At 69.4% G+C, this 21,986-nt stretch carries 23 protein-coding genes; 1 reads left to right on the top strand and 22 read right to left on the bottom strand.

What is annotated here, in order from left to right; translation table 11 throughout:
* Positions 1-31: 31 nt before the first annotated feature.
* From UG56_RS22430 to prmC, 15 genes are all read right to left on the bottom strand, one after another.
* On the bottom strand, positions 32-1,192 hold the full coding sequence (locus UG56_RS22430) for an MFS transporter (protein ID WP_256206835.1): 1,161 nt from the start codon (positions 1,190-1,192) through the stop codon (positions 32-34).
* A gap of 95 nt (positions 1,193-1,287) precedes the next feature.
* A complete protein-coding gene (locus tag UG56_RS22425; RefSeq protein ID WP_052693217.1) occupies positions 1,288-1,890 on the bottom strand; it encodes a DUF1707 and DUF4870 domain-containing protein in 603 nt (200 codons plus the stop codon).
* Positions 1,891-1,993: 103 nt separating this feature from the next.
* Positions 1,994-2,410 carry a DUF2550 domain-containing protein gene (locus tag UG56_RS22420; RefSeq protein WP_256206837.1) on the bottom strand — a complete coding sequence of 139 codons (417 nt, stop codon included), beginning with the start codon at positions 2,408-2,410 and terminating at the stop codon, positions 1,994-1,996.
* Positions 2,411-2,461: 51 nt separating this feature from the next.
* On the bottom strand, positions 2,462-2,854 hold the full coding sequence (locus UG56_RS22415) for a F0F1 ATP synthase subunit epsilon (RefSeq protein WP_045547377.1): 393 nt from the start codon (positions 2,852-2,854) through the stop codon (positions 2,462-2,464).
* Positions 2,854-4,290 (bottom strand): F0F1 ATP synthase subunit beta, encoded by a 1,437-nt coding sequence (gene atpD, locus UG56_RS22410; protein ID WP_045547376.1) that lies wholly within the window; start codon positions 4,288-4,290, stop codon positions 2,854-2,856. The genes UG56_RS22415 and atpD overlap by 1 nt, the downstream gene beginning before the upstream one ends.
* 26 nt (positions 4,291-4,316) lie before the next feature.
* Entirely contained in the window at positions 4,317-5,243 is a 927-nt protein-coding gene (locus UG56_RS22405; protein ID WP_045547375.1) for a F0F1 ATP synthase subunit gamma, read from the bottom strand.
* Positions 5,244-5,245: 2 nt separating this feature from the next.
* A complete protein-coding gene (atpA, locus tag UG56_RS22400) occupies positions 5,246-6,886 on the bottom strand; it encodes a F0F1 ATP synthase subunit alpha (RefSeq protein WP_045547374.1) in 1,641 nt (546 codons plus the stop codon).
* A gap of 79 nt (positions 6,887-6,965) precedes the next feature.
* Positions 6,966-7,778, bottom strand: coding sequence for a F0F1 ATP synthase subunit delta (locus tag UG56_RS22395; RefSeq protein WP_045547373.1), 813 nt, complete (start codon positions 7,776-7,778; stop codon positions 6,966-6,968).
* On the bottom strand, positions 7,778-8,314 hold the full coding sequence (locus UG56_RS22390) for a F0F1 ATP synthase subunit B (RefSeq protein ID WP_045547372.1): 537 nt from the start codon (positions 8,312-8,314) through the stop codon (positions 7,778-7,780). The genes UG56_RS22395 and UG56_RS22390 overlap by 1 nt, the downstream gene beginning before the upstream one ends.
* A gap of 26 nt (positions 8,315-8,340) precedes the next feature.
* Entirely contained in the window at positions 8,341-8,544 is a 204-nt protein-coding gene (locus tag UG56_RS22385; RefSeq protein WP_008362139.1) for an ATP synthase F0 subunit C, read from the bottom strand.
* 81 nt (positions 8,545-8,625) lie between these two features.
* The gene (gene atpB / locus UG56_RS22380) at positions 8,626-9,432 is read right to left on the bottom strand and encodes a F0F1 ATP synthase subunit A (protein ID WP_218145265.1); all 807 of its coding nucleotides are present in this window, start codon (positions 9,430-9,432) and stop codon (positions 8,626-8,628) included.
* A gap of 113 nt (positions 9,433-9,545) precedes the next feature.
* Positions 9,546-9,914: a hypothetical protein gene (locus tag UG56_RS22375; RefSeq protein WP_143055150.1), complete on the bottom strand. Its 369-nt coding sequence runs from the start codon at positions 9,912-9,914 to the stop codon at positions 9,546-9,548.
* Between the two features lie 165 nt (positions 9,915-10,079).
* Complete coding sequence (locus UG56_RS22370; protein WP_045547369.1) at positions 10,080-11,255, bottom strand: glycosyltransferase family 4 protein; 1,176 nt, start codon at positions 11,253-11,255, stop codon at positions 10,080-10,082.
* Positions 11,255-11,986, bottom strand: a complete 732-nt coding sequence (locus UG56_RS22365; protein ID WP_371264404.1) for an L-threonylcarbamoyladenylate synthase — start codon at positions 11,984-11,986, stop codon at positions 11,255-11,257. Before UG56_RS22365 ends, UG56_RS22370 begins: the two co-directional genes overlap by 1 nt.
* Entirely contained in the window at positions 11,983-12,840 is an 858-nt protein-coding gene (gene prmC / locus UG56_RS22360; RefSeq protein ID WP_045547367.1) for a peptide chain release factor N(5)-glutamine methyltransferase, read from the bottom strand. Before prmC ends, UG56_RS22365 begins: the two co-directional genes overlap by 4 nt.
* Positions 12,841-13,015: 175 nt before the next feature.
* Between prmC and UG56_RS29170 the strand changes: the two genes are divergently transcribed.
* Positions 13,016-14,005, top strand: coding sequence for a sunset domain-containing protein (locus UG56_RS29170; protein ID WP_071327263.1), 990 nt, complete (start codon positions 13,016-13,018; stop codon positions 14,003-14,005).
* Between the two features lie 73 nt (positions 14,006-14,078).
* Here UG56_RS29170 and prfA read toward each other — a convergent pair whose 3' ends face one another.
* From prfA to UG56_RS22320, 7 genes are all read right to left on the bottom strand, one after another.
* The gene (gene prfA / locus UG56_RS22350) at positions 14,079-15,158 is read right to left on the bottom strand and encodes a peptide chain release factor 1 (RefSeq protein WP_045551984.1); all 1,080 of its coding nucleotides are present in this window, start codon (positions 15,156-15,158) and stop codon (positions 14,079-14,081) included.
* Positions 15,159-15,318: 160 nt separating this feature from the next.
* Positions 15,319-15,531 carry a 50S ribosomal protein L31 gene (gene rpmE / locus UG56_RS22345; protein WP_008362128.1) on the bottom strand — a complete coding sequence of 71 codons (213 nt, stop codon included), beginning with the start codon at positions 15,529-15,531 and terminating at the stop codon, positions 15,319-15,321.
* Between the two features lie 134 nt (positions 15,532-15,665).
* Entirely contained in the window at positions 15,666-17,426 is a 1,761-nt protein-coding gene (gene rho / locus UG56_RS22340) for a transcription termination factor Rho (RefSeq protein ID WP_084101435.1), read from the bottom strand.
* Positions 17,427-17,627: 201 nt separating this feature from the next.
* Positions 17,628-18,533: a homoserine kinase gene (gene thrB / locus UG56_RS22335; protein ID WP_045550388.1), complete on the bottom strand. Its 906-nt coding sequence runs from the start codon at positions 18,531-18,533 to the stop codon at positions 17,628-17,630.
* A 5-nt stretch (positions 18,534-18,538) separates the two neighbouring features.
* Positions 18,539-19,606, bottom strand: a complete 1,068-nt coding sequence (gene thrC / locus UG56_RS22330) for a threonine synthase (RefSeq protein WP_045550389.1) — start codon at positions 19,604-19,606, stop codon at positions 18,539-18,541.
* Positions 19,606-20,919, bottom strand: a complete 1,314-nt coding sequence (locus UG56_RS22325) for a homoserine dehydrogenase (RefSeq protein WP_071327261.1) — start codon at positions 20,917-20,919, stop codon at positions 19,606-19,608. The genes thrC and UG56_RS22325 overlap by 1 nt, the downstream gene beginning before the upstream one ends.
* 76 nt (positions 20,920-20,995) lie before the next feature.
* Positions 20,996-21,940 (bottom strand): zinc-binding dehydrogenase, encoded by a 945-nt coding sequence (locus UG56_RS22320; protein WP_045550390.1) that lies wholly within the window; start codon positions 21,938-21,940, stop codon positions 20,996-20,998.
* Between the last annotated feature and the right edge of the window lie 46 nt (positions 21,941-21,986).

The raw sequence follows: 21,986 nt of genomic DNA, 5'->3' as shown, positions 1-21,986 counted from the left end.
AGAACGACCGGATAGACCTACGAACAGCGTGTTACAGGGCCCGCCGCCGCGCCACCGTCGCGGCGAGGGCCGCAGCCGGGAGCATCAGGACGGCGACGACCAGGAGCGCCCGCAGGGTGCCGATCTGGTCCCCCACCGCCCCCAGGATCGGCGGGAAGCCGAGGAAGGCTCCGTAGGCCAGCGTGGAGACGACCGAGACCCGCGCGGCGGCCCGGGTCTCGTCGTCGGCGGCGATGCTGATCCCCAGCGGGAAGCCGAGGGCGGCGCCGAAGCCCCACAGGACGATCCCGGCCAGCGCGAGCCCGAAGGAACCGGCGAGCACGGTCAGTACGATCCCCGCACCCGCGAGCGCCGCCGAGGTGATCAGGACCGGCTGCCGGCCGACCCGGTCGATCACCTTGGCGCCGGCGAAGCGGGCGAGGCTCATGCAGAAGACGAACGCCGCGTAGCACGCCACCCCGACCCGGTGGCTCACGTCGTAGCCGTCGATCATCGCCAGCGAGACCCAGTCGTTGGCGCTTCCCTCGGCGGCGGCGAAGGCGAGCACCATCAGCCCCAGCAGGAGGGTGTGGGGCGAACGCCAGGCGGCGAGCAGCTCCCGCCGCGGCGAGTGGCCCTCCGGGGGTGCGGCGGTGGGCAGGAAGCCCGCGGTGCCCCACCAGCAGACCGCCAGCGCGACGGCCGCGACGCCGGCGACGTGCCACACCGTCGGCAGCGTGCCCACCAGGGCGATGCCCAGGATCCCACCGAGCACGGTGCCGACGCTCCACATCGCGTGCAGCTGCGGCATCAGCGTCTTGCCGCCCCGCCGCTCGACCGCGGCACCCTCGACGTTCATGGCGACGTCCCAGACCCCGTAGCCGACGCCGTACGCCACCAGGCACAGGGCCACCAGCCAGGCCTGCGCCAGCCAGCTGCCGGAGATCGCCACCAGGGTCAGGGCGGCGACGCAGAGCATCGCGCAGCGGCGTACGACCCGGGCAGCGCCCCAGCGCATCACCAGTCCCCCGGCCAGGGGCAGCGCGGCGACGGATCCGATGCCCATCGCCAGCAGCATCAGGCCGACGGCCGAGTTGTTCAGACCGAGGCTGTCGCGGAGCGCGGGGATGCGGGAGATGAAGGTCGCGGACAGCAGGCCGTTGGTCGCGAACGCCACCACCGATCCGGCTTGGGCACGGCGGAGAGGCGTCACAAGGTAAAGGCTAGTGACCTCGGGGCCGTGCCGGATGCAGGGACCGGATGCAGGAACCGGATGCAGGAACCGGATGCGGGAACCGGATGCGGGGATCAGTCCTGCTTCTTCTCGTAGGGACCGCCGCGGCCGAAGATCGGCAGCACCCACGGCTGGCGCAGCGGGGCGCCGGCGAGCGCGACGACCGCGAAGGCGGTCGCCAGGACCCAGGCGATCCCGTAGAGCGCGCCACCGAGCCCGAAGGTCACGATCGTGACGGCGAGCAGGGTGAGCTGCAGGTTGAGGGCGCCGGCGGCGTGGTGCTTCACGAACTCGGAGCGCTTGCCGACGGTGTAGTAGAGGATCGCGGGACCGATGACGACCGGCACCCAGGTCGTCGCCTGGGCGAGCGCGGCCAGCAGCCGCTCCTCCGTGGTCGGCGGCGGCAGCAGGTCACGAGCGGGCTTGGCCGGCGCCGGGGCGGGCGTGGGCTGCGCGACGAGGTCGCGGGTGATCGGCTCCAGGGCGGCGTACGTCTTCGCCTTCATGGTCAGGTCGAAGCGGACGTCGAACTCGGCCTGGTCGAGCCGGCCGTCGGCGTAGGCGGCCTTGAGCAGGTCGATCACGCGGTCGCGGTCGGCATCGGTGCAGCGGAGCTCGTCGCCGACAGGCGGGGCGGGCGGGATGGGCTGGGCGGGAATGGGAGCGGTTGAGGACATACCTCAACGATCCGCCGCAGATGCCCTCCGGACAATCAGGGAATCCCCCGAAAGCAAACCGACCGACCCCGGTGTTGCGCCGGAGACGGTCGGAGGAAGACGCTCAGAAGACGGTCCAGGTGGACCGCATCGGGCGGGACTCGAGCCAGGCCTGGAAGCCGATCAGGGTCTGCTGGTCCATCGCCAGGTCGATGTGCTGACCGTTGGCCTCACAGGTCACGATCAGGTTCTCGGGGTAGAGGACCAGCTCCTCGATCCCCTCGGGAGAGCGGCTGGAGATGTAGGACATCTCGGTCCGGCGCCAGACCCGTTTGGGCTTGGGCGAGAGCGAGAAGATCCGGAACCACTCCAGCTGGGCGTCACCGGAGTAGCGCCCGATACCGATGACCCAACCGCGCCCGGGACTGGTGTCCCGGACGCGGTGGCTCAGTTCGAAGACGCCGCCGTTGCGAGCGAGCAGGCGGCGACGTACGGCGATCCCGATGCCATAGGCGAGGACAAGCAGAAGCAACGCGGCCACAACGACCAAGAGCAGCTCCCACCATGCCATTCGGGTATCGCCCCTCTTTCCCTAGGAGGCCTTCTCGACAGCGCGGATGCGTGCCTCGGCACGACGGATGCGCTTCTCGGCGTCGTTGTTGGTGCCGAGCAGGCGACGGGCCTCCTCGAGCTCGACCTCAGCCTGGCTGAGGTCGATCTCGTGGGCAAGCAGCACGTGCTCGGACAGGATCGAGACGCGGTCGTTGGCCACCGAGAGGAAGCCACCGTCGACGGTCGCGATGACCTCGGTGCCCTCCTCCGGAGTGATCTCCACGACCGCCTCGGTGAGAGCCGACAGCACCGGCGCGTGACCGCGCAGGACACCGACATCACCGTCGACCGTTCGGGCGATGACCATGGTGGCCCCGCCGCTCCAGACCACGCGGTCTGCAGCGACGAGCTCCACCTGAAGTGCGTCCGTCATCAGAGGCTCTTCTGGATCTCGGCCCACTTCGCCTCGACGTCGTCGAGGCCACCGCACATGAAGAACGCCTGCTCGGCGACGTGGTCGTACTCACCGTCGGCGATCTTGTTGAACGCCTCGATGGTGTCCTTGACCGGAACCGTCGAACCCTCGATGCCGGTGAACTGCTTGGCGACGTAGGTGTTCTGCGAGAGGAACCGCTGGATCCGGCGAGCGCGGGAGACGATGATCTTGTCTTCCTCGGAGAGCTCGTCGACACCCAGGATCGCGATGATGTCCTGCAGCTCCTTGTTGCGCTGGAGGATCTGCTTGACGCGGACGGCGCAGTCGTAGTGGTCCTGGCCGATGTACTGCGGGTCCAGGATTCGCGACGTCGAGGTCAGCGGGTCCACCGCCGGGTAGATACCCAGCGAAGCGATCTCACGGGAGAGCTCGGTGGTCGCGTCGAGGTGGGCGAAGGTGGTCGCCGGAGCCGGGTCGGTGTAGTCGTCGGCCGGCACGTAGATCGCCTGCATCGAGGTGATCGAGTGACCACGCGTCGAGGTGATCCGCTCCTGGAGCAGACCCATCTCGTCGGCGAGGTTGGGCTGGTAACCCACGGCCGAAGGCATCCGGCCCAGCAGGGTCGAGACCTCGGAGCCCGCCTGGGTGAAGCGGAAGATGTTGTCGATGAACAGCAGCACGTCCTGGCCCTGGACGTCGCGGAAGTACTCCGCCATCGTCAGCGCCGAGAGGGCCACGCGCAGACGCGTGCCCGGCGGCTCGTCCATCTGGCCGAAGGTCAGGGCGACCTTGTCGTAGACGCCGGCCTCCTGCATCTCGTGGATGAGGTCGTTGCCCTCACGGGTGCGCTCGCCGACACCGGCGAACACGGAGACACCACCGTGGTTCTTGGCGACTCGGGCGATCATCTCCTGGATGAGGACGGTCTTGCCGACGCCCGCACCACCGAAGAGGCCGATCTTTCCACCGGTCACGTAGGGGGTGAGGAGGTCGATGACCTTGATGCCCGTCTCGAACATCTGGGTCTTGGACTCGAGCTGGTCGAAGGCCGGAGCCTTGCGGTGGATGCCCCAGCGCTCCTTGACCTCGACCGTGGACGGGTCGACGTCGAGGATGTCACCGGTCGCGTTGAACACGTGGCCGAGGGTGACGTCACCCACCGGGACGGTGATCGGAGCGCCGGTGTCGGTCACGGTGGCACCGCGGACGACGCCGTCGGTCGGCTTCAGCGAGATCGCGCGGACCATGCCGTCACCGATGTGCTGGGCAACCTCGAGCGGCAGGACGGAGGTCTCACCGTTGACGGTGACCTCGACCTCGAGCTTGTTGTAGATTTCCGGCATGGCGTCGACGGGGAACTCCACGTCGACGACCGGGCCGATCACGCGGGCGATGCGGCCCGTCGTGGTCTTCTCGTCAACCTGTGCGGTCATTTTCTAGTCAGTCTTTCTGTGGGTTCTCAGTCGTTCGCAGCCTGGGCATCGGCGAGCGCGTTCACGCCGCCGACGATCTCGCTGATCTCCTGGGTGATGCCTGCCTGGCGAGCCTGGTTGGCAACCCGGGTGAACTTCTTGATGAGCTCGTCGGCGTTGTCGGTAGCCGACTTCATCGCCTTCTGACGCTGGGCCAGCTCGGAGGCGGCCGCCTGCAGCAGCGCGAACCAGATCCGGCTCACGACGTACTGCGGGAGCAGCGAGTCGAGCACGGCCTCGGCCGACGGCTCGAACTCGTAGAGCGGCAGGACATCGCCCTCGGCCGGAGCCTCGGTGCCCTCCACGACCTCCAGAGGCAGGAGACGTACGGCGGTGGGCTTCTGCGTCATCATGGTGATGAACCGCGTGTAGACCACGTGGACCTCGTCGACGCCGGGAGCAGCCGCGGTCTCCGCCTCGGTGCCCTCGACGAAGACCTCGATCAGCTTCTGGCCGATCTCCTTGGCCGCGTCGTACTCCGGACGGTCCGAGAAGCCGGTCCAGGCCTGCGCCACGGAACGGCCGCGGAACTTGTAGAAGGCCTCCGCCTTGCGTCCGGTGACGTAGAGGTCGACCTCCTTGCCCTCGGCCTTGAGCTTCTCGACCAGGCCCTCGGCCTCCTTGAGCACGCTCGAGGAGTAGGAGCCGGCCAGACCACGGTCGCTGGTGACCACCAGCACGGCGGCACGGGTGGGCGCCTCCGGCTCGGTGGTCAGCGGGTGGTCCACGTTGGACCAGGTCGCCACCGCCGAGACGGCGCGGGTGAGCTCACGGGCGTACGGCGCGGCCGCATTGGCCCGCTGCTGCGCCTTGATGATCCGGGACGCAGCGATGAGCTCCATGGCGCGCGTGATCTTCTTCATCGACTCCGTCGACTTGATCCGCGCGCGGAGTTCACGCACTGACACGGCCATGGTCAGCCCCGCTTCTGCTTGACGATCTGCTCCTGCTCGACGTCCTCGTCAGCCAGGGCCTCCTCCTTGGCGGAGCCCGGCTTGATCGAGGCACCCTCCGAGGTCTCGAACTGGTCGAGGAAGGCGTCGTAGGCGTCGTTGAGCGCGGTCTCGGTGGAGTCCTCGAACTTCAGGGACTCGCGGATCGCGGCCAGGATGCCCTCGTGGGAGCGGCGCAGGTAGTCGAGGAACTCCTGCTCGAACTTGAGCACGTCCTCGGTCGGGACGATGTCCAGGCGGCCGGTGGTGCCGAGCCACAGCGAGACGGTCATCTCGTCGATCGGGTAGGGCGAGTAGGCCGGCTGCTTGAGCAGCGCCATCAGCCGCTGACCGCGGGCCAGCTGCTGCTTCGAGGCCGCGTCCAGGTCGGAGGCGAACATCGCGAAGGCCTCCATCGCGCGGTACTGCGCGAGGTCGACCTTGAGCGAGCCGGTGACGGCCTTGAGCGCCTTGGTCATCGCCGCGCCACCGACGCGGGAGACCGAGACACCGACGTCGATCGCCGGACGCTGGTTGGCCGCGAACAGGTCGGACTGCAGGAAGATCTGACCGTCGGTGATGGAGATGACGTTGGTCGGGATGAACGCCGAGACGTCGTTGGCCTTCGTCTCGATGATCGGCAGACCGGTCATCGAGCCCGCGCCCATGTCGTCGGAGAGCTTCGCGCAGCGCTCCAGCAGACGGGAGTGCAGGTAGAAGACGTCACCCGGGTAGGCCTCACGGCCCGGCGGGCGGCGCAGCAGCAGCGACACGGCGCGGTAGGCCTCGGCCTGCTTGGTCAGGTCGTCGAAGACGATCAGGACGTGCTTGCCCTCGTACATCCAGTGCTGGCCGATGGCCGAGCCGGTGTAGGGGGCGAGGTACTTGAAGCCGGCGGAGTCGGAGGCGGGAGCGGCCACGATGGTCGTGTACTCCAGCGCGCCGGCCTCCTCGAGGGCGCCACGCACGGAGGCGATGGTCGAGCCCTTCTGGCCGATGGCGACGTAGATGCAGCGAACCTGCTTGTCGGGGTCGCCCGAGTCCCAGTTCTGCTTCTGGTTGATGATCGTGTCGATGGCGACCGTGGTCTTACCGGTCGCGCGGTCACCGATGATCAGCTGGCGCTGGCCGCGGCCGATCGGGGTCATCGCGTCGATCGCCTTGATGCCGGTGGCGAGCGGCTCGTGAACCGACTTGCGCTGCATCACGCCCGGAGCCTGGAGCTCCAGGGCGCGGCGGCCGACCGTCTCGATGTCGCCGAGGCCGTCGATCGCGTTGCCGAGCGGGTCCACGACGCGGCCGAGGTAGCCGTCACCGACGGGGACCGAGAGAACCTCGCCCGTACGTCGGACCGACTGGCCCTCCTCGATCTTGTCGAAGTCGCCCAGGATGACGACACCGATCTCGCGGGTCTCGAGGTTCAGGGCGAGACCGAGGGTCCCGTCCTCGAACTCGAGGAGCTCGTTCGCCATGGCCGAGGGCAGGCCCGAGACCTGGGCGATGCCGTCAGCGGTCCGCGCGACAGTGCCGACCTCCTCGGTCTTCGCCGCCTCGGGCTTGTAGTCCGCGACGTACTTTGCCAGCGCGTCCCTGATCTCGTCGGGACGGATGGTGAGCTCCGTCATCTCTGCCTTCTCTCTCGTTCTTACGTCGAAGTCTGTGTCACACAGGGGTCATACGGCCAGTTGGGGCCGTGATGCCGGATCAGCCGGCGAGTGCTCGCTGCGCCCCGTCGAGGCGGCTGGAGATGGTGCCGTCGATGACGTCGTCACCGATCGAGACCTTGATGCCGCCGACGATGGCCGGGTCGACCACGATGTTCAGGTGGACCTCGCGGCCGTACTTCTTCGCGAGGGCCGCTGCCAGGCGGGTGGTGTCAGCCTCCGAGAGCGGCGCGGCCACGCGGACGACCGCGGTGCCTTCGCCCGCGACCGCGGCGGCGACCTTCTGGTATTCACCCAGCGCGACCGTGGCGGTGCGGTAGGTGCCCGCCAGCGCCTGCTTGGTCAGGGTGACCGTCGCCGGCAGAGCCTTGCCACCGAGCAGGTCGTCGACCAGCGTGACCTTGTCCTCGGTCGTGCGAGCCGGGTCGGAGAGCGCGTCGCGCAGCTCCGGCGTCTCCTGCACGGCCTGCTGGACCGCGAAGAGCTCGTCGGCGAGGCGCTTGGCCTCGCCGCCGGCGCTGCGGACCGCGGCGATCTCGCTGAGTCGCTCGACCGCGTCGCTCAGGTCACCGGCGTGCGTCCAGCGGTGCTTGACCGCGGACTCGACCACGCCGAGGCCCGTCGCGTCGACCTTCCCACCGAACAGCTCGCCGACGAGGCCGGTCTTGGCCTCTGCCGGCACCGAGGCGTCGGTGACGAAGCGGCGCAGCGCAGCTTCGGCGCGGAAGGTCTGGGAGACCTCGAAGAGGGTGTCGGCCGCCTTCGCCGCCGCCTCGGGAGAGGCGGAGACAGCGGTCTTCAGCTCCTCGGTCAGGGCGGCAACGGCCTCGGCCGACGCTCCACGGAAGTCCATCAGTGAACCCCTGCCTCGAGGTCAGCGAGGAACCGCTCGACCACACGGCTGGAACGCTCGTCGTCGTCGAGGGACTCGCCGACGATGCGACCGGCGAGACCGGTGGCCAGCGAGCCGACCTCGGTCTTCAGCGATGCAGCAGCCGCCTGGCGCTCGGCCTCGACCTGCGCCTTGCCGGCGTTGACGATGCGCTCGGCCTCGGCCTGCGCCTCGGCGCGGAGCTCGGCCTTGATCGCAGCGCCCTGCTCGCGAGCCTCCTCGCGGATGCGGGCAGCCTCGTGGCGGGCATCGGCCAGCTGAGCCTCCAGCTGGGCGAGCTTGGCATCGGCCTCGGCCTGCTTGGCGTTGGCGTTCTCGATACCGCCTTCGATCGCCGCGGTGCGGTCGGCATACGCCTTCTCGAAGTTCGGAACGATGAACTTCGCGACTCCCACGAAAAGGAGGGCGATGACGATGACACCGAGGATGATCTCCGGCACGTGCGGGACCAAGGGGTTGATCTCGGTCTCCGCAGCGGTTACCTGGGTAAGGATCATGTCGGAACCTTCAGTAGTTCCCTACGTCAGAGCACGAAGGCGAGGGCGAGGGAGATGATGAAGAACTGCTCACAAAGGGCGAAGCCGAGGATCGCGATGGCCTGCAGGCGGCTCTGGGCCTCCGGCTGGCGAGCGACACCGGCGACGTACGCGGCGAAGATCAGACCGACACCGACACCCGGGCCGATAGCGGAGAGGCCGAGGCCGATCATGTCTGCGGAGCCGTCCATTGTGGACTTCCTTTCGGTTGTGACGCGCCTTGCGTCAGTTGTTGTACATCGTTGGGTTTGGCTGGTCGAACGAGCTGTGGATCAGTGCTCGTCCGCGATGGCCCCGGCGATGTACATCGCCGAGAGCAGGGTGAAGACGTAGGCCTGCAGGAACATGATCAGCATGTCCAGGAAGGACACCAGGATGCCGAGCAGGAAGGAGAAGAGGCCGGCCGTGACGCCCTGCCACGCCGGAGCGTAGTGGAGGATCAGCCACGCGCCGCCGATGGAGAAGAGCGCCACCAGCAGGTGACCGGCGAACATGGTCGCGAAGAGACGGATCGCCAGCGTGAACGGCCGCACGATGATGTTGGAGAGGAACTCCAGCGGGACCATCATGATCAGGATCGGGCCGCTGACACCGCTGGGCACCGTCTGGTGCTTGAAGTAGCCGCCGAAGCCGTGCTTCGCGATGCCGACGATGTTGTAGATCAGCCAGGTGATGGCCGCCAGGGCCGCCGTGTAGCCGATGTGCGACATCGTCGGGAACTGGATCAGCGGGATGATCCCGTAGAAGTTGTTGACCAGGATGAAGGTGAAGACCGTGAACAGGTACGGCACGAACCTCATGTAGTCGTGGGAGCCGATGATGTCGCGCGCGATGGAGTTGCGGACCATCCCGTAGACGTACTCACCGGCGAACTGCAGCCGGCTCGGAACCACCGCGGCCTTGCGAGAGGCCGCGTAGAAGAAGCCGAGAACGATCACGACGGACAGCAGGACCAGGAGACTCACCTTGGTCAGGGCCCAGTCGCCGGACCCGACGATCGGCGGAAGGAAGAAGTCCGCGGGCCCCGGGATATGAGGCCCCGACTCCGACGCCATAACGGTGGCGGCAAGCGACTTCACGCTGTCTCCTGTTTGTTCGAACTTACGATTCTGGGTGGCGAGCCTCAAAGGCTCGGGCATCATCCCGGCGGCCGCCCCCGACGGCCCGGACGATATCAGGCGCTACTGGCGGGTCACGAGTCTGCCCCGGGCAGGTCGAAGAGCGGGATTCGCTCGCGTCGCACCAGGAACGCGAACGTGGTCGTCCAGGCAACCGTGAGCACCATGACCGAGAAGGCTGCCGGACGTACGACAGCGTCTCCTCCGGCCTGCGAAACGACCAGCAGGACGACGAAGAGGACCATGCCCGACAGCGTGAAGACACCGACGGCGGCAGGCAACGACAGGGCGGGCGACTTCGCCGCGATCCAGAACATCGCCCACGAGCCGACCGCCAGCACGACAACGGTGGCGATCGAACCGATCGCAGCACCGGTCAGACCATCGGTCCCGGCAAGAACAAAGGCCACCACGAGGGCCGCGAGCACAGCAACTGCGGACACTGCGGCAGAACCTCGCAGCACCTTGGACTTGCTGGTTGCGGTCGTCATCGTCGGCGGCCGTTCTCTCTGGGGGCATTTCACGTGTTCAGGAGCGTATCCCGAACGCTCGTGAAAACTATCACAAGCGTGTTTGGGTGCCCTAATTGATCGATCAAGGCACCGCTCTCAGCGCGCCTGGTGCTCCAGCGGGGTGACCTCCTCGGGGACCTCGAGGAGCTTGTCGGTGCGCTCGCCGCGGATCTTCGGGAGGACGAAGGTGAGCAGCACGATGAGGGCGGTGGCGACGACGACGCCGATGATGACGACGGGGCCGCGGTAGAGGGTGACGAAGACCGAGCCGAAGGACATCAGGCCGGCCCAGAGCCACATGATCAGGACGGCGCGACGCTGGGAGTGGCCGATCTCCAGAAGACGGTGGTGGAGGTGCTTCTTGTCCGCCGCGAACGGCGAGCGGCCGGCACGGGTGCGGCGTACGACGGCCAGGACCAGGTCGACGAGCGGGACCACCAGGATGGTCAGGGGGAGCAGCAGCGGCAGGAAGGTCACCAGGAGCGCGGTGGAGGCGTCGAAGGCGTTCACGTTCAGGCCGCCGGCGTTGTAGGAGCCCGAGAGGGTGACGGCGCTGGCGGCGAGGATCAGGCCGATCAGCATCGAGCCGCTGTCGCCCATGAACAGCCGGGCGGGGTGCCAGTTGTGGATCAGGAAGCCGACGCAGGCTCCGGCGAGCGCGACGGTCAGGAGCGCCGCGGTCGAGGCGCGACCGATGTCGTTGATCCGGGTGAACTGGTAGCAGAACAGGAACAGCGCCAGCGCGCCGATGCCGACCACACCCGCGGCCAGACCGTCGAGGCCGTCGATGAAGTTGACCGCGTTGACCACGGTGATCACGACGAGCCCGGTGAGCAGCGCGCCTTGGGCGGGATCGATGGAGAACTGGGTGCCGTCGGGGAACGTGATCAGGCTGTACTGCAGGTTGAAGCCCACCAGGATCGCCGTCGCCAGCACCTGACCACCGAGCTTGGTGAGGGCATCGAGCTCGAAGATGTCGTCGACGACGCCGACGATGCAGATCAGCGCGCCGGCGAGGATCACCACGCCGGTGTCCTGCAGCACGAAGTCGGGCGCATCGGCCAGGAACGGCAGCTCGCGCGCGACCAGGTAGGCCGCGATCAGGCCGCCCAGCATCGCGACGCCGCCCATGTAGGGGATCGGAACGGCGTGTACGTCACGGTCGCGGACCTTCGCGACGGCCCCCGTGCGCATCGCGAACTCGCGGGCGACGACGGTGAGCAGGTAGGTCACCACGGCGGCGACCAGGAAGAGGAGGACGTAGGCGCGCATCAGGCTTCTGTGTCGGCGTCCGTGGCGGGCAGGTCGGTCTCGGCCTCGGCTGCCGGATCAGGATCACCGGGGCGGCGGATGGCGACTCCGTGCGGGGCGATGATCTCGTTGATCCGGTCGATGCTGATCGCGCCCTCCCGGAGGACCTTCGGCTCGTCACCGGTGGCGGAGACGATCGTCGACGCCTCGCCGACGGGCGACTCGCCCCCGTCGAGGATGGCCTTGACCATCCTGCCGAGCATCTCGTCGGCCTGGTCGGCGTTGGTGGCGGCCGGCATCGTGGTGCGGTTGGCCGAGCTGGTCGCCAGCGGACCCACCCGGTCGATGATGCGGCGCAGGATGTCGGAGTCGGGGATGCGTACGGCCACCGTCTGGCGGGTCTCGCCCAGATCCCACTGCAGGGACGGCTGCTGGTGGAACACGACCGTCAGCGCGCCGGGCCACAGCTCCTCGACGAGGGTGCGCGCCCAGTCGGGGATCCGGGTCGCGAGGGCGTCGAGGGTGGCGACGTTGGAGATCAGCACCGGCGGCGGCATCGCACGGCCTCGGCCCTTGGCGGCGAGCAGACCGGCCACCGCGCCCTTGTCGAACGCGTCGGCGGCGACGCCGTAGACCGTGTCGGTCGGGACGATCACGAGCTCGCCGGCCTGAAGGGCCGCCGCAGCAGCATCGATCGCCTTGGTCTGCTCGTCCTCGGTCGCGATCGGATAGCGCTCAGTCACAGTGCTCATGTTGCCAGTTGCGCGGTCGTGAAGCGCGGACGGCCTGCCAGATCGAGATGATCGCGTACGTCCTGCCAGCGTCCGGTGGCCGCGAAGACGGCCGGCGCCCCGCCGTTGTCGGCGTTCGGCCCCTGCTCGTCGGCATGCTCGAAACCGACCACTCCCCCGGGCCTGAGCAGCTCGGCGGCCCGCCGTTCCAGGACCCGGATCGCGTCCAGGCCGTCCTGTCCGGAGAAGAGGGCGAGATCGGGGTCGTGGTCGCGCGCCTCGGCTGCCACCGACTCCCAGGCCTCGAGGGGGATGTACGGCGGGTTGCACACGAGCACGTCGACGGTGCCGTCCAGCTCGGCGAACTCGTCGGCCATGTCGCCCTGCCGCAGGTCCACGCCGGTGCCGGTCAGGTTGCGTACGGCCCAGGGGTAGGCATCCTCGGAGAGCTCGACCGCGTGCACCTCGGCGCCCGGGACCTCGTCGGCGATGCTCTTGGCGATCGCCCCCGATCCGGTGCAGAGGTCGACGACGACGGGGGCGTCGATCGCGGTGGCCCGGTCGATCGCCCAGCCGGCGAGCAGCTCGGTCTCGGGCCGGGGCACGAAGACACCGGGGCCGACGGCGAGCTCGACGTGACGGAAGTACGCCACCCCGGTCAGGTGCTGCAACGGCTCGCGCTCCGCGCGCCGGGCCAGCAGTTCCGTGTAGGTCTTCTCCTGGTCCTCCGACACGTCGTCCACGAGGAGGAGACGGTTGCGGTCGGTGTCGAGCACATGGGCCAGCAGGATGGCCGCATCGGCGTCGGGACTGTCGATTCCAGCCTCTTCGAGCTGCTTTCGGGCACTTGCCAGAAGTGTGCGCGGGGCGGTCATGGGCAACTGCTCCTGAATGTGTTAGTCATGCTTTACCCGGCTGAGGGTAACGTTCGGGCGCCTCAAGGGTTCTTCGGGTCATATCGGGGGACGCGGGACTGGCCGCACACCTCGCCGGGCGCTGTGCTGCCCCACCATCACACCCGAGAACTCCCCCGGAAGGAAACATCACCCCATGAAGTGGCTCTTGCTGCTTGCACTCATTCTCGTCCTTGCCCTGCTGGTCTGGTTCTTCTTCGGACGACCGATCCGCAAGGACGCCAAGGCCGCACACCGAGCCGACAAGGACCACCCGTCCACCGAGACCACCAGCGCCCCCGTCGCGGCCGCCACCGTTCCCGCGGAGGCCTCCGAGGCCGAGGCGGCTGCGGAGGAGCCCGCCGCTGAGGTTGCTGACGAGGCTCCGGCTGCTGAAACCCCGGCTGTCGAGGCCCCGGTTGCCGAGGTGCCCGCTGCCGAGGAGCCGGTCGTCGAGGCGCCCGCCGAGACCGCGGACGACGTGACCGACGCGGACACCGCTGCCGTTGTCGCCGAGGCCGAGAGTGTCACCGCGGCCGCCGCCGCCGCCGCCGACGCGACCGCCGAGCCCGAGGCAGCCGAGGCAGCCGAGCCGGCCGCCGCCGAGGCCGAGCCGGCCAAGACCACCGAGCCCGAGGCCCCGGCCGCGGAGGCACCCGCCGCCTCCAACGGTGCCCCCTACCCCGGCGCAGTGCTGCCGGCCGCCGACGGAAGCAGCTCTGACGCTGCGTACGACATCAAGGGCAGCAGCGGGAAGAAGTACCACACCACGGCGAGCCCCTACTACGGCCGCACGAAGGCAGCCGTCTACTTCAACTCCGAGGAGGCGGCCGAGGCGGCCGGCTTCGTGCGGGCGAGCAGCGACTTCTACGACCGCGGCAAGAAGGCCGAGACCGCCGAGACCGAGCAGCCGCTGCCGCCGGCGAGCAGCTACGGCGCCGGCAGCGCCGACCCGCTCGAGGACGGCTCCAGCCCGCACCCGGCGTACGTCGTGAAGGGCAACATCCGCAAGGACGGCGCGAAGCGCTACCACACCTCCGCCAGCACCGCCTACAAGCGGACCCAGGCCGAGGTCTGGTTCGACAGCGAGGCCTCGGCCGAGGCCGCCGGCTTCGTCATCGGCTTCAAGAAGAAGACCACCGCCTGAGCAGCCCCAGCAGATGCTCGAAGGTCGCAGTCACCCGGTGACTGCGACCTTCGACATTTGACGGCCCCAGGGGTCAGGAGTCGAGTGCGGACAGGCGGGCCGCCAGGTCGGCGTCCACGGCACTGCCGATCACCGGCTCCAGGTCGCCGTCGAGGACCTGGTCGAGGTTGTAGGCCTTGTAGCCGGTGCGGTGGTCGGAGATGCGGTTCTCCGGGAAGTTGTAGGTGCGGATGCGCTCGGAACGGTCGACGGTGCGCACCTGGGAGCGACGGGCGTCGGAGGCCTCCGCGTCGGCGGCGTCCTGGGCGGCCTGGAGCAGCCGCGAGCGGAGCACGCGCATGGCCTGCTCCTTGTTCTGCAGCTGCGACTTCTCGTTCTGCATCGAGACCACGATGCCGGTCGGGAGGTGGGTGATCCGGACCGCCGAGTCGGTGGTGTTGACCGACTGGCCGCCGGGCCCGGAGGAACGGTAGACGTCGATGCGGAGGTCGTTGTCGTTGATCTCGACATCGATCGGCTCGGCCTCGGGAACCACCAGCACGCCGGCCGCCGAGGTGTGCACCCGGCCCTGCGACTCAGTGACCGGCACCCGCTGGACGCGGTGGACGCCGCCCTCGAACTTGAGCAGCGCATACGGCGCGCGACCCGGCTCGGGGTTGCCCTTCGCCTTCACCGCGACGGTGACCGACTTGTAGCCGCCCAGGTCGGACTCGTTGGCGTCGAGGAACTCGAGCTTCCAGCCCTGACGCTCGGCATAGCGGGTGTACATCCGCAGCAGGTCGCCGGCGAACAGGGCCGACTCCTCGCCGCCCTCCCCCGACTTCACCTCGAGGATGGCGTCCTTGTCGTCGGTCGGGTCGCGAGGCACGAGCAGGCGGCGCAGCCGCTCCTCGGCCTCCTCGCGCTGCGGCACCAGCGCCTCGGCCTCCTCCGCGAACGCGGGGTCCTCCCCCGCCAGCTCACGGGCGGCCTCGATGTCGTCACCGAGCTGCTGCCAGGCGCGGTAGGCGTCGATGATCGAGCTCAGCTCGGCGTACCTCTGGTTGAGCTTCTTCGCCAGGCGCGCGTCGGCATGGGTCTCGGGCTCGGCGAGCCTCTTCTCCAGCCCCTCGTGCTCCTCGATCAGCCCTTCGACCGCTTCGAACTGTGACATCTCCGCCTCGCTTCTCGCCTGGGAGGAATACCCGGTCAACCGGGTGTTCCTGAACTTCTCCGGCGTTGCAATGCCCGAGAAGTTCAGGAATTGCCGGAGAAGTTCGATGAAATGCGCCGCGCCGGCCCCCACAGACACGTGGGGGCCGGCGCGTTGAAAGCTACTTGTTGCGCTTGCCGAAGCGAGCCTCGAAGCGAGCCACGCGACCGCCGGTGTCGAGGATCTTCTGCTTGCCCGTGTAGAACGGGTGGCAGTTGGAGCAGACGTCGGCGCGGATGGCGCCCTCGGCCACGGTGCTGCGGGTGGTGAACGAGTTGCCGCAGGTGCAGGTGACCTGGGTCTCGACGTACGTCGGGTGGATGTCGGACTTCATGAGGTTCCTCTCAAGACAGTGGGTTCCGGGTCGCCGCCGCAGGTTGCGGGACGTGAACCGGCACCGAGGATTCAGTGTATGTGAACGCCTGGGGCCGCGAATAATTCCCGACGGCCCCAGGGCGCACACAGACCTCAGCTCTTGGCGACCTCGTTGAGGAGCACCATATTGGTGGCCGAACCGGCGACCTTCTCGGCCAGGACCGAGGCGGCCTTGGCGCCGTCGAGCGTGGCCAGCGAGGCACGCAGCTTGCGCACCGCGTCACCCTCGCCACCGGCGAAGAGCAGGTCGTCGCGGCGGGTGCCGGAGGCGTTGACGTCGATGGCGGGGAAGATCCCGGCCTCGGCGTACTCCTCGCTCAGGCGAAGCTCGGAGTTGGCGGTGTCCTTGAAGGCCTCGAAGATGATCTCGTCGGTCTTCGAACCCGTCTCGACCGCGGCCGTGGCGAGGATGGTCAGCGAGCCGCCGTCCTCGACGTTGCGGGCCGCACCGAAGAACCGCTTCGTCGGGTAGAGCGCCGCCGAGTCGACACCGCCGCCGAGAATCCGGCCCGAGGCCGGGACGGAGAGGTTGTAGGCCTTGCCCAGGCGGGTCAGCCCGTCGAGCAGGACGACCACGTCGTGGCCGAGCTCGACCAGGCGCTTGGCCCGCTCGATGGCCAGCTCGGCGACCACGGTGTGGTCGGCGGGCTGCCGGTCGAAGGTCGAGGCGATGACCTCGCCCTTGACGCTGCGCTCGAAGTCGGTGACCTCCTCGGGACGCTCGTCGACCAGGACGACCATCAGGTGGCACTCGGGGTTGTTGGCGGTGATCGCGCCGGCGATCGCCTGCAGGACGGTCGTCTTGCCGGCCTTCGACGGGGAGGAGATCAGGCCGCGCTGGCCCTTGCCGATCGGCGCGACCAGGTCGATGACCCGGCCGGTGACCGGGTCGGAGCCACCCTCGAGACGCAGCCGCTGGTCGGGGTGGACCGGCGCGAGCTTGTCGAACTCGACACGGTGCTTGGCGATCTCGGGGTCGGCACCGTTGACCGAGTCGATGCGCACCATCGGGTTGTACTTCTCCTTGCGCTCGCCCTCACGGGGCTGGCGCACCTGGCCGACGATCGCGTCGCCACGGCGCAGGCCGAGGCGCTTGACCAGCGACAGGGAGAGGTAGACGTCGTCGGGCCCGGGCAGGTAGCCGGAGGTGCGGACGAAGGCGTAGTTGTCGAGTACGTCCAGGATGCCCGCCGCGGGCACGAGTACGTCGTCCTCGAGGACGGTCGTGTCCGGCTCGCCGCGGCCCGGGCGGTTGCGGTCGCGGTCGCGACCACGACGGCGACGGTTGCGGCGGCTGCCGCCCTCGCCGTCCTCGTCGCCGCCGGCGTCGTCGGCCGACTCGGCCGGCTTCTGGGCGTCCTCGTTCTTCTTCTCGGCGGCGGGCTGACCGGTCTTCGCCGGGCCCTTGTTCTGGCCACCGGCCTGACCGGACTGGCCACCCTGGCCACCCTGACCGGACTGGCCGCCCTGGCCGCCGCCCTTGTTCTGGTTCTGGTTCTGGTTGCGCTGGCGGCGCGGGCGCTGGGCGCCCTCGCTGCCGGCGTCAGCAGCCTCGGCGGACTTCTCCGCGGGCTTCTCGGCCTTCTCGGCCGGCTTCTCTGCCGTCTTCTCCGCAGGCTTCTCAGCGGCGGGCTTCTCAGCCTTCTCCACAGGCGCCGGCGCCGACTGCGCACGGCTGCCCTGGGCAGCCTTGATCGCGTCGATCAGCTGGGCCTTCTTCATCGAGTTCGCCCCGCTGATGCCCATACCGTTCGCCATCGCCTTGAGATCGGCGAGGAGCATTCCGCCAAGGCCACCGCGCTTCTTCGGGGCTGCGTTCGGCTCCGGTGCGGTGGATTCCATGGTCTCAGTCACGTGAGTCCTTTCCCACGTATCGCCGATCGGCGTACGACGCCGACGGCTCGTTTGTCAGAACCCCTGACGCGCCGATGCGCGCCAACCGAAGTGGCACGGCACGAAAGGGGGATAGCACGTCCGTAGACCTGAACGGCCCGACGGACGTAGATCCAGGCTAACACGCATGGCACCCATCACAGCAGGGCCCCGGAAGGCGGGTCAGAGGATGCGTACGCCGTCCATGTCGACACTCAGCGCATGGCACGCCCAGCCCGCCGGACAGCGGGCGAGGAGCTTGGTCGTCTCGGCCGACTCCACGCCGCTGCTGAACGCCAGGACCGTGGGCCCGGCGCCGGAGACGATCGCCGCGACGCCGTCGGCACGCAGCTCGTCGACCAGCGCGAGCGACTCCGGCATGGCGGGCCGGCGGTACTCCTGGTGGAGGAAGTCGCGGGTGGCTCGGTGCAGGTGCTCGGGCGCGTCGCTGAGCGCCGCGACCAGGAGCGCCGTACGTCCCGCGTCGGCCGCCGCGTCGGAGTGCGGGACGGTCTCGGGCAGCAGCCCGCGGGCGGCCTTGGTCTCGACGCCGGTCGCGGGCACGAAGACGACGACGCTCACCCGCGGGTCGACGGCGGTGCGGACCGCGAAGAAGCCATCATCCTCACCGGCGATCGTGAAGCCACCGTGGAAGGCGGGCGCCACGTTGTCGGGGTGGCCCTCGATCTCGGCCGCCTTCTGGAAGAGCGTGTCGTCGTCGAGGATCAGCTCTCCCCCGGCGACCAGGGCGCGCGCGAGCACGAGGCCGCCGATGATCGCGGCCGAGGACGACCCCAGGCCGCGGGCGTGCGGGATCCGGTTGCGACAGTGCAGCCGGAGACCGGCCGGCTGTTTGCCGATGATGTCGAAGGCGGCCCGCATGGAGCGTACGACCAGATGGGACTCGTCGAGCGGGACCGTGCCTTCGCCGGCACCCTCGACGGTGACCTCCAGCGTCCCGCCCGGCACGACCTCGGCGGTGAGCTCGTCACGCAGGTCGAGCGCGAGTCCCAGCGAGTCGTAGCCGGGGCCGAGGTTGGCGGAGGTGGCCGGGACGGTGACGGTCACCGGGCCTTCTACGAACGTCATGGGTGCTACGCGAGCCCTGCTGCTGCCGCCGCGGCCTCGAGGTCGGCGTCGATGACGATCTCCGGCAGCTCACCGAAGAACTCCAGGGCGGTGGCGGTGTCTTTGAGCCCGTGACCGGTGACGGTGATGACCGTGGTGGCTCCGGCGTAGGTGTCGCCCGCCTCGAGGTCGGCGAGCAGACCGGCGACACCGGCCGCCGAGGCGGGCTCGACGAAGACGCCGTCGTTGCGGGCCAACTGGGCCTGGGCGGAGAGGATCTGGTCGTCGGAGAGCGCGCGGAAACGGCCACCGGACTTGGCGGCGGCGGCCTCGGCGAGCTGCCAGGAGGCCGGGTTGCCGATGCGGATCGCGGTCGCCTTGGTCTCCGGGTGCTCGACCGGGTGGCCGAGCACGAGCGGGGCCGCGCCCTCGGCCTGGAAGGCACGCATGACCGGGGTCTTGGTGGCGTGGCCGGCCGCGGCGTACTGCTCGTAGCCGAGCCAGTAGGCGGATAGGTTGCCGGCGTTGCCGATCGGCATCAGGTGGTAGTCGGGGGCGTCGCCGAGACGGTCGACGACCTCGAAGGCCGCCGTCTTCTGGCCCTCGAGCCGGACCGGGTTGACGGAGTTGACCAGCGCGACCGGGTAGCTGTCGGCGAGCGCGCGGGAGAGCTTGAGGCAGTCGTCGAAGTTGCCGCGTACCTTGACCACCTCGGCGCCGTGGACCAGCGCCTGGGCCATCTTGGCGGCGCTGATCTTGCCGTTGGGGACGAGCACGACCGGGGTGATCCCGGCCTTGGCGGCGTAGGCGGCCATCGAGGCGCTGGTGTTGCCCGTGGAGGCGCAGACGACCGCCTTGGCGCCCTCGTGGACGGCGACGGAGATGGCCGCGGTCATGCCGCGGTCCTTGAACGAGCCGGTCGGGTTCTGCCCCTCGACCTTGAGCCACACCTCGCCCTTGGTGGCGCCGGAGAGCCACTCGGAGTGGACCAGCGGGGTGCCACCCTCGCCGAGGGTCACCGCCTTGGTGTCCTGGGGGATGTCGAGGAGGGTGCGATATTCCTCGATCACACCGCGCCACTGGCCGTTGGTCATTAGACTGCTCCTTCTACGCGCATCACCGAGGCGACGTCGCGGACGTACTCCATCTCGCGCAGGTGCTGCACGGTCGCCGCGAGCGCGGCATCGGGGGCCTCGTGGGAGACGACGACGAGCTGGGCGTCCTCGCCTCGGCCTTCTTGACGCACGGCCTTGATCGAGACGCCGTGCTCGGAGAAGGCGGTCGCGACCGCGGCGAGCACGCCGGCCTTGTCGGCCACGTCGAGGCTGACGTGGTAGCGGGTGACGGTCTCGCCCATCGGGCGTACCGCGCGGGCGGCGTAGGCGGACTCGCCGAAGCCGCGGGCGCCGAGCGCCTTGTTGCGCCCGATGGTGACCAGGTCGCCCAGGACCGCGCTCGCGGTGGGCTCGCCGCCCGCGCCCTGGCCGTAGAACATCAGGTCACCCGCGGAGGCGGACTCGACGAAGACGGCGTTGTAGGCGCCGCGCACGGTCGCCAGCGCGTGGGTGCGCGGGATCATCACGGGGTGGACCCTCGCCGAGACGTCGTCGCCGTCGAGCTCGGCGATCGCGAGCAGCTTGACGACGCTGCCCATGGCCTTGGCCGAGGCGACGTCACCGGCGGTCACCTCGGTGATGCCCTCGCGGTAGACGTCGCTGGCGGTCACCCGGGTGTGGAAGGCGAGGCTCGCCAGGATGGCGGCCTTGGCGGCCGCGTCGAAGCCCTCGACGTCGGCGGTCGGGTCGGCCTCGGCGTAGCCCAGCTCCTGGGCCTCGGCGAGCGCCTCCTCGAAGCCGGCACCGTAGGTGTCCATCTTGTCGAGGATGTAGTTGGTGGTGCCGTTGACGATGCCCATCACCTTGGTGACGTGGTCGCCGACGAGCGAGTCGCGCAGCGGGCGGAGGATCGGGATGGCGCCGGCGACGGCGGCCTCGTAGTAGAGGTCGGTGCCGGCCTTCTCGGCGGCCTCGTAGAGCGTCGGGCCGTCCTCGGCGAGCAGGGCCTTGTTGGCGGTGACGACGCTGGCGCCGCTCTCCAGCGCCTTGAGGATGAGGCCGCGGGCCGGCTCGATGCCGCCGATCACTTCGACCACGAGGTCGACGTCGTCGCGGGCGACCAGGCCGTGGGCGTCGGTCGTGAGCAGCTCGGCGGGGACCTCGACGTCGCGGGGAGCGTCGAGGCGGCGTACGGCCACGCCTCTGATCTCCAGCGGCGCACCCACTCTTGCGGCGAGATCCGCATCGCCCTCGAGCAGGAGCCGGACCACCTGGGACCCGACCACACCGCAGCCGAGGACGGCGACGCCCAGGGGTTTGACGGCGTGCGCGGTCGTCTTGTTGCTGCTCACGCGCCCAAGGGTATCCGGGACAGGCTCCAGGGACCGACTTCCGCTCTAGGCGCGGACACCCCCGGCCTGGTCCGGGTCAGGTCAGGAGTACGACCTTGCCGGTCGTCTCCCGGCTCTCGAGCGCGCGATGGGCCTCCGCGGCCTCGGCGAGGGGGAAGGTCGAGCCGACGTACGGCCTGCGGGTGCCGTCCGCGGCGGCCCCGAGCGAGGCCTGCTCGAACTCCTTGATCCGGCCCTGGACCCAGGGCCCGAGGATGTCGATGATCTTCGCGCCGCCTTCGTAGCCGTCCTGGTCGCCGGAGAACCGGACCATCCGACCGTCGGGCTCGAGCTGGGCGTAGACCTGCCTGGGTACGTCACCCCCGACCCCGTCGAGAAGGACCGTGATGCGGGGCTCCTCCTCTCGAAGCGTCTCGAGCCAGCCGTCCGCGCGGTAGTCGACGGCCGTGTGCGCGCCGAAGCCACGAGCGATCTCCAGCTTGGCCTCCGAGCCCGCGAGACCGATCGCACGGGCGCCCGCGTTGCGAATGCCCTGGAGCAGGATCGCGCCCATGCCGCCGGCTGCCGAGGTGACCACGACGACGTCGTCGGGAGTGATCTCGGCGGCCTCGAGCACTGCTGCCGAGGTGCGGCCGGTGCCGATGGCGGCCACCGCCTCCGGTGACTCCAGCCCCTCGGGGCGTCGGTAGAGCTGCGTCTCGTCCACGACGGCGAGCTCGGCATAGCCGCCGCTGCTCCCCGGACCGAGGTGGGCGACGACCTTCGCGCCCTGCCAGGCCTCGTCGACGCCCTCGCCGACCTGGTCGACGACCCCGGCGACCTCGCGGCCGGGCGTCGTGGGGAGCTCCGGTCGCGGCATCGTCGGCGGCAGGTCGGCCGCTCTGATCGAGGTGTCGAGACGGTGGACGCCGGCGGCCTCCACCCGGACGCGTACCTGACCCGGCCCCGGCGTCGGGTCGGGCACCTCCTCGAGGTGCAGGACCTCCGGGCCGCCGAACTCGTGCTGTCTGATCGCTCGCATGCCTCGAGTCAATCTGCTCAAGCTGACTTGAGGTCAAGAGCCCCAA

The sequence above is a fragment of the Nocardioides luteus genome (assembly GCF_000960475.2).
Taxonomy (GTDB): domain Bacteria; phylum Actinomycetota; class Actinomycetes; order Propionibacteriales; family Nocardioidaceae; genus Nocardioides; species Nocardioides luteus_A.
Note: the sequence above shows the minus strand (reverse complement) of the source record. Positions and strands in the feature narration are given on the sequence as shown.

Bases quoted from the DNA above. Each gene is read 5' to 3' on its own strand.
- UG56_RS22425 (WP_052693217.1), bottom strand. From the start codon at position 1,890: ATGTCCTCAACCGCTCCCATTCCCGCCCAGCCCATCCCGCCCGCCCCG.
- UG56_RS22415 (WP_045547377.1), bottom strand. From the start codon at position 2,854: ATGACGGACGCACTTCAGGTGGAGCTCGTCGCTGCAGACCGCGTGGTC.
- atpD (WP_045547376.1), bottom strand. From the start codon at position 4,290: ATGACCGCACAGGTTGACGAGAAGACCACGACGGGCCGCATCGCCCGC.
- UG56_RS22405 (WP_045547375.1), bottom strand. From the start codon at position 5,243: ATGGCCGTGTCAGTGCGTGAACTCCGCGCGCGGATCAAGTCGACGGAG.
- atpA (WP_045547374.1), bottom strand. From the start codon at position 6,886: ATGACGGAGCTCACCATCCGTCCCGACGAGATCAGGGACGCGCTGGCA.
- UG56_RS22395 (WP_045547373.1), bottom strand. From the start codon at position 7,778: ATGGACTTCCGTGGAGCGTCGGCCGAGGCCGTTGCCGCCCTGACCGAG.
- UG56_RS22390 (WP_045547372.1), bottom strand. From the start codon at position 8,314: ATGATCCTTACCCAGGTAACCGCTGCGGAGACCGAGATCAACCCCTTG.
- UG56_RS22385 (WP_008362139.1), bottom strand. From the start codon at position 8,544: ATGGACGGCTCCGCAGACATGATCGGCCTCGGCCTCTCCGCTATCGGC.
- UG56_RS22370 (WP_045547369.1), bottom strand. From the start codon at position 11,255: ATGCGCGCCTACGTCCTCCTCTTCCTGGTCGCCGCCGTGGTGACCTAC.
- UG56_RS22365 (WP_371264404.1), bottom strand. From the start codon at position 11,986: ATGAGCACTGTGACTGAGCGCTATCCGATCGCGACCGAGGACGAGCAG.
- prmC (WP_045547367.1), bottom strand. From the start codon at position 12,840: ATGACCGCCCCGCGCACACTTCTGGCAAGTGCCCGAAAGCAGCTCGAA.
- UG56_RS29170 (WP_071327263.1), top strand. From the start codon at position 13,016: ATGAAGTGGCTCTTGCTGCTTGCACTCATTCTCGTCCTTGCCCTGCTG.
- prfA (WP_045551984.1), bottom strand. From the start codon at position 15,158: ATGTCACAGTTCGAAGCGGTCGAAGGGCTGATCGAGGAGCACGAGGGG.
- rpmE (WP_008362128.1), bottom strand. From the start codon at position 15,531: ATGAAGTCCGACATCCACCCGACGTACGTCGAGACCCAGGTCACCTGC.
- thrB (WP_045550388.1), bottom strand. From the start codon at position 18,533: ATGACGTTCGTAGAAGGCCCGGTGACCGTCACCGTCCCGGCCACCTCC.
- thrC (WP_045550389.1), bottom strand. From the start codon at position 19,606: ATGACCAACGGCCAGTGGCGCGGTGTGATCGAGGAATATCGCACCCTC.
- UG56_RS22320 (WP_045550390.1), bottom strand. From the start codon at position 21,940: ATGCGAGCGATCAGACAGCACGAGTTCGGCGGCCCGGAGGTCCTGCAC.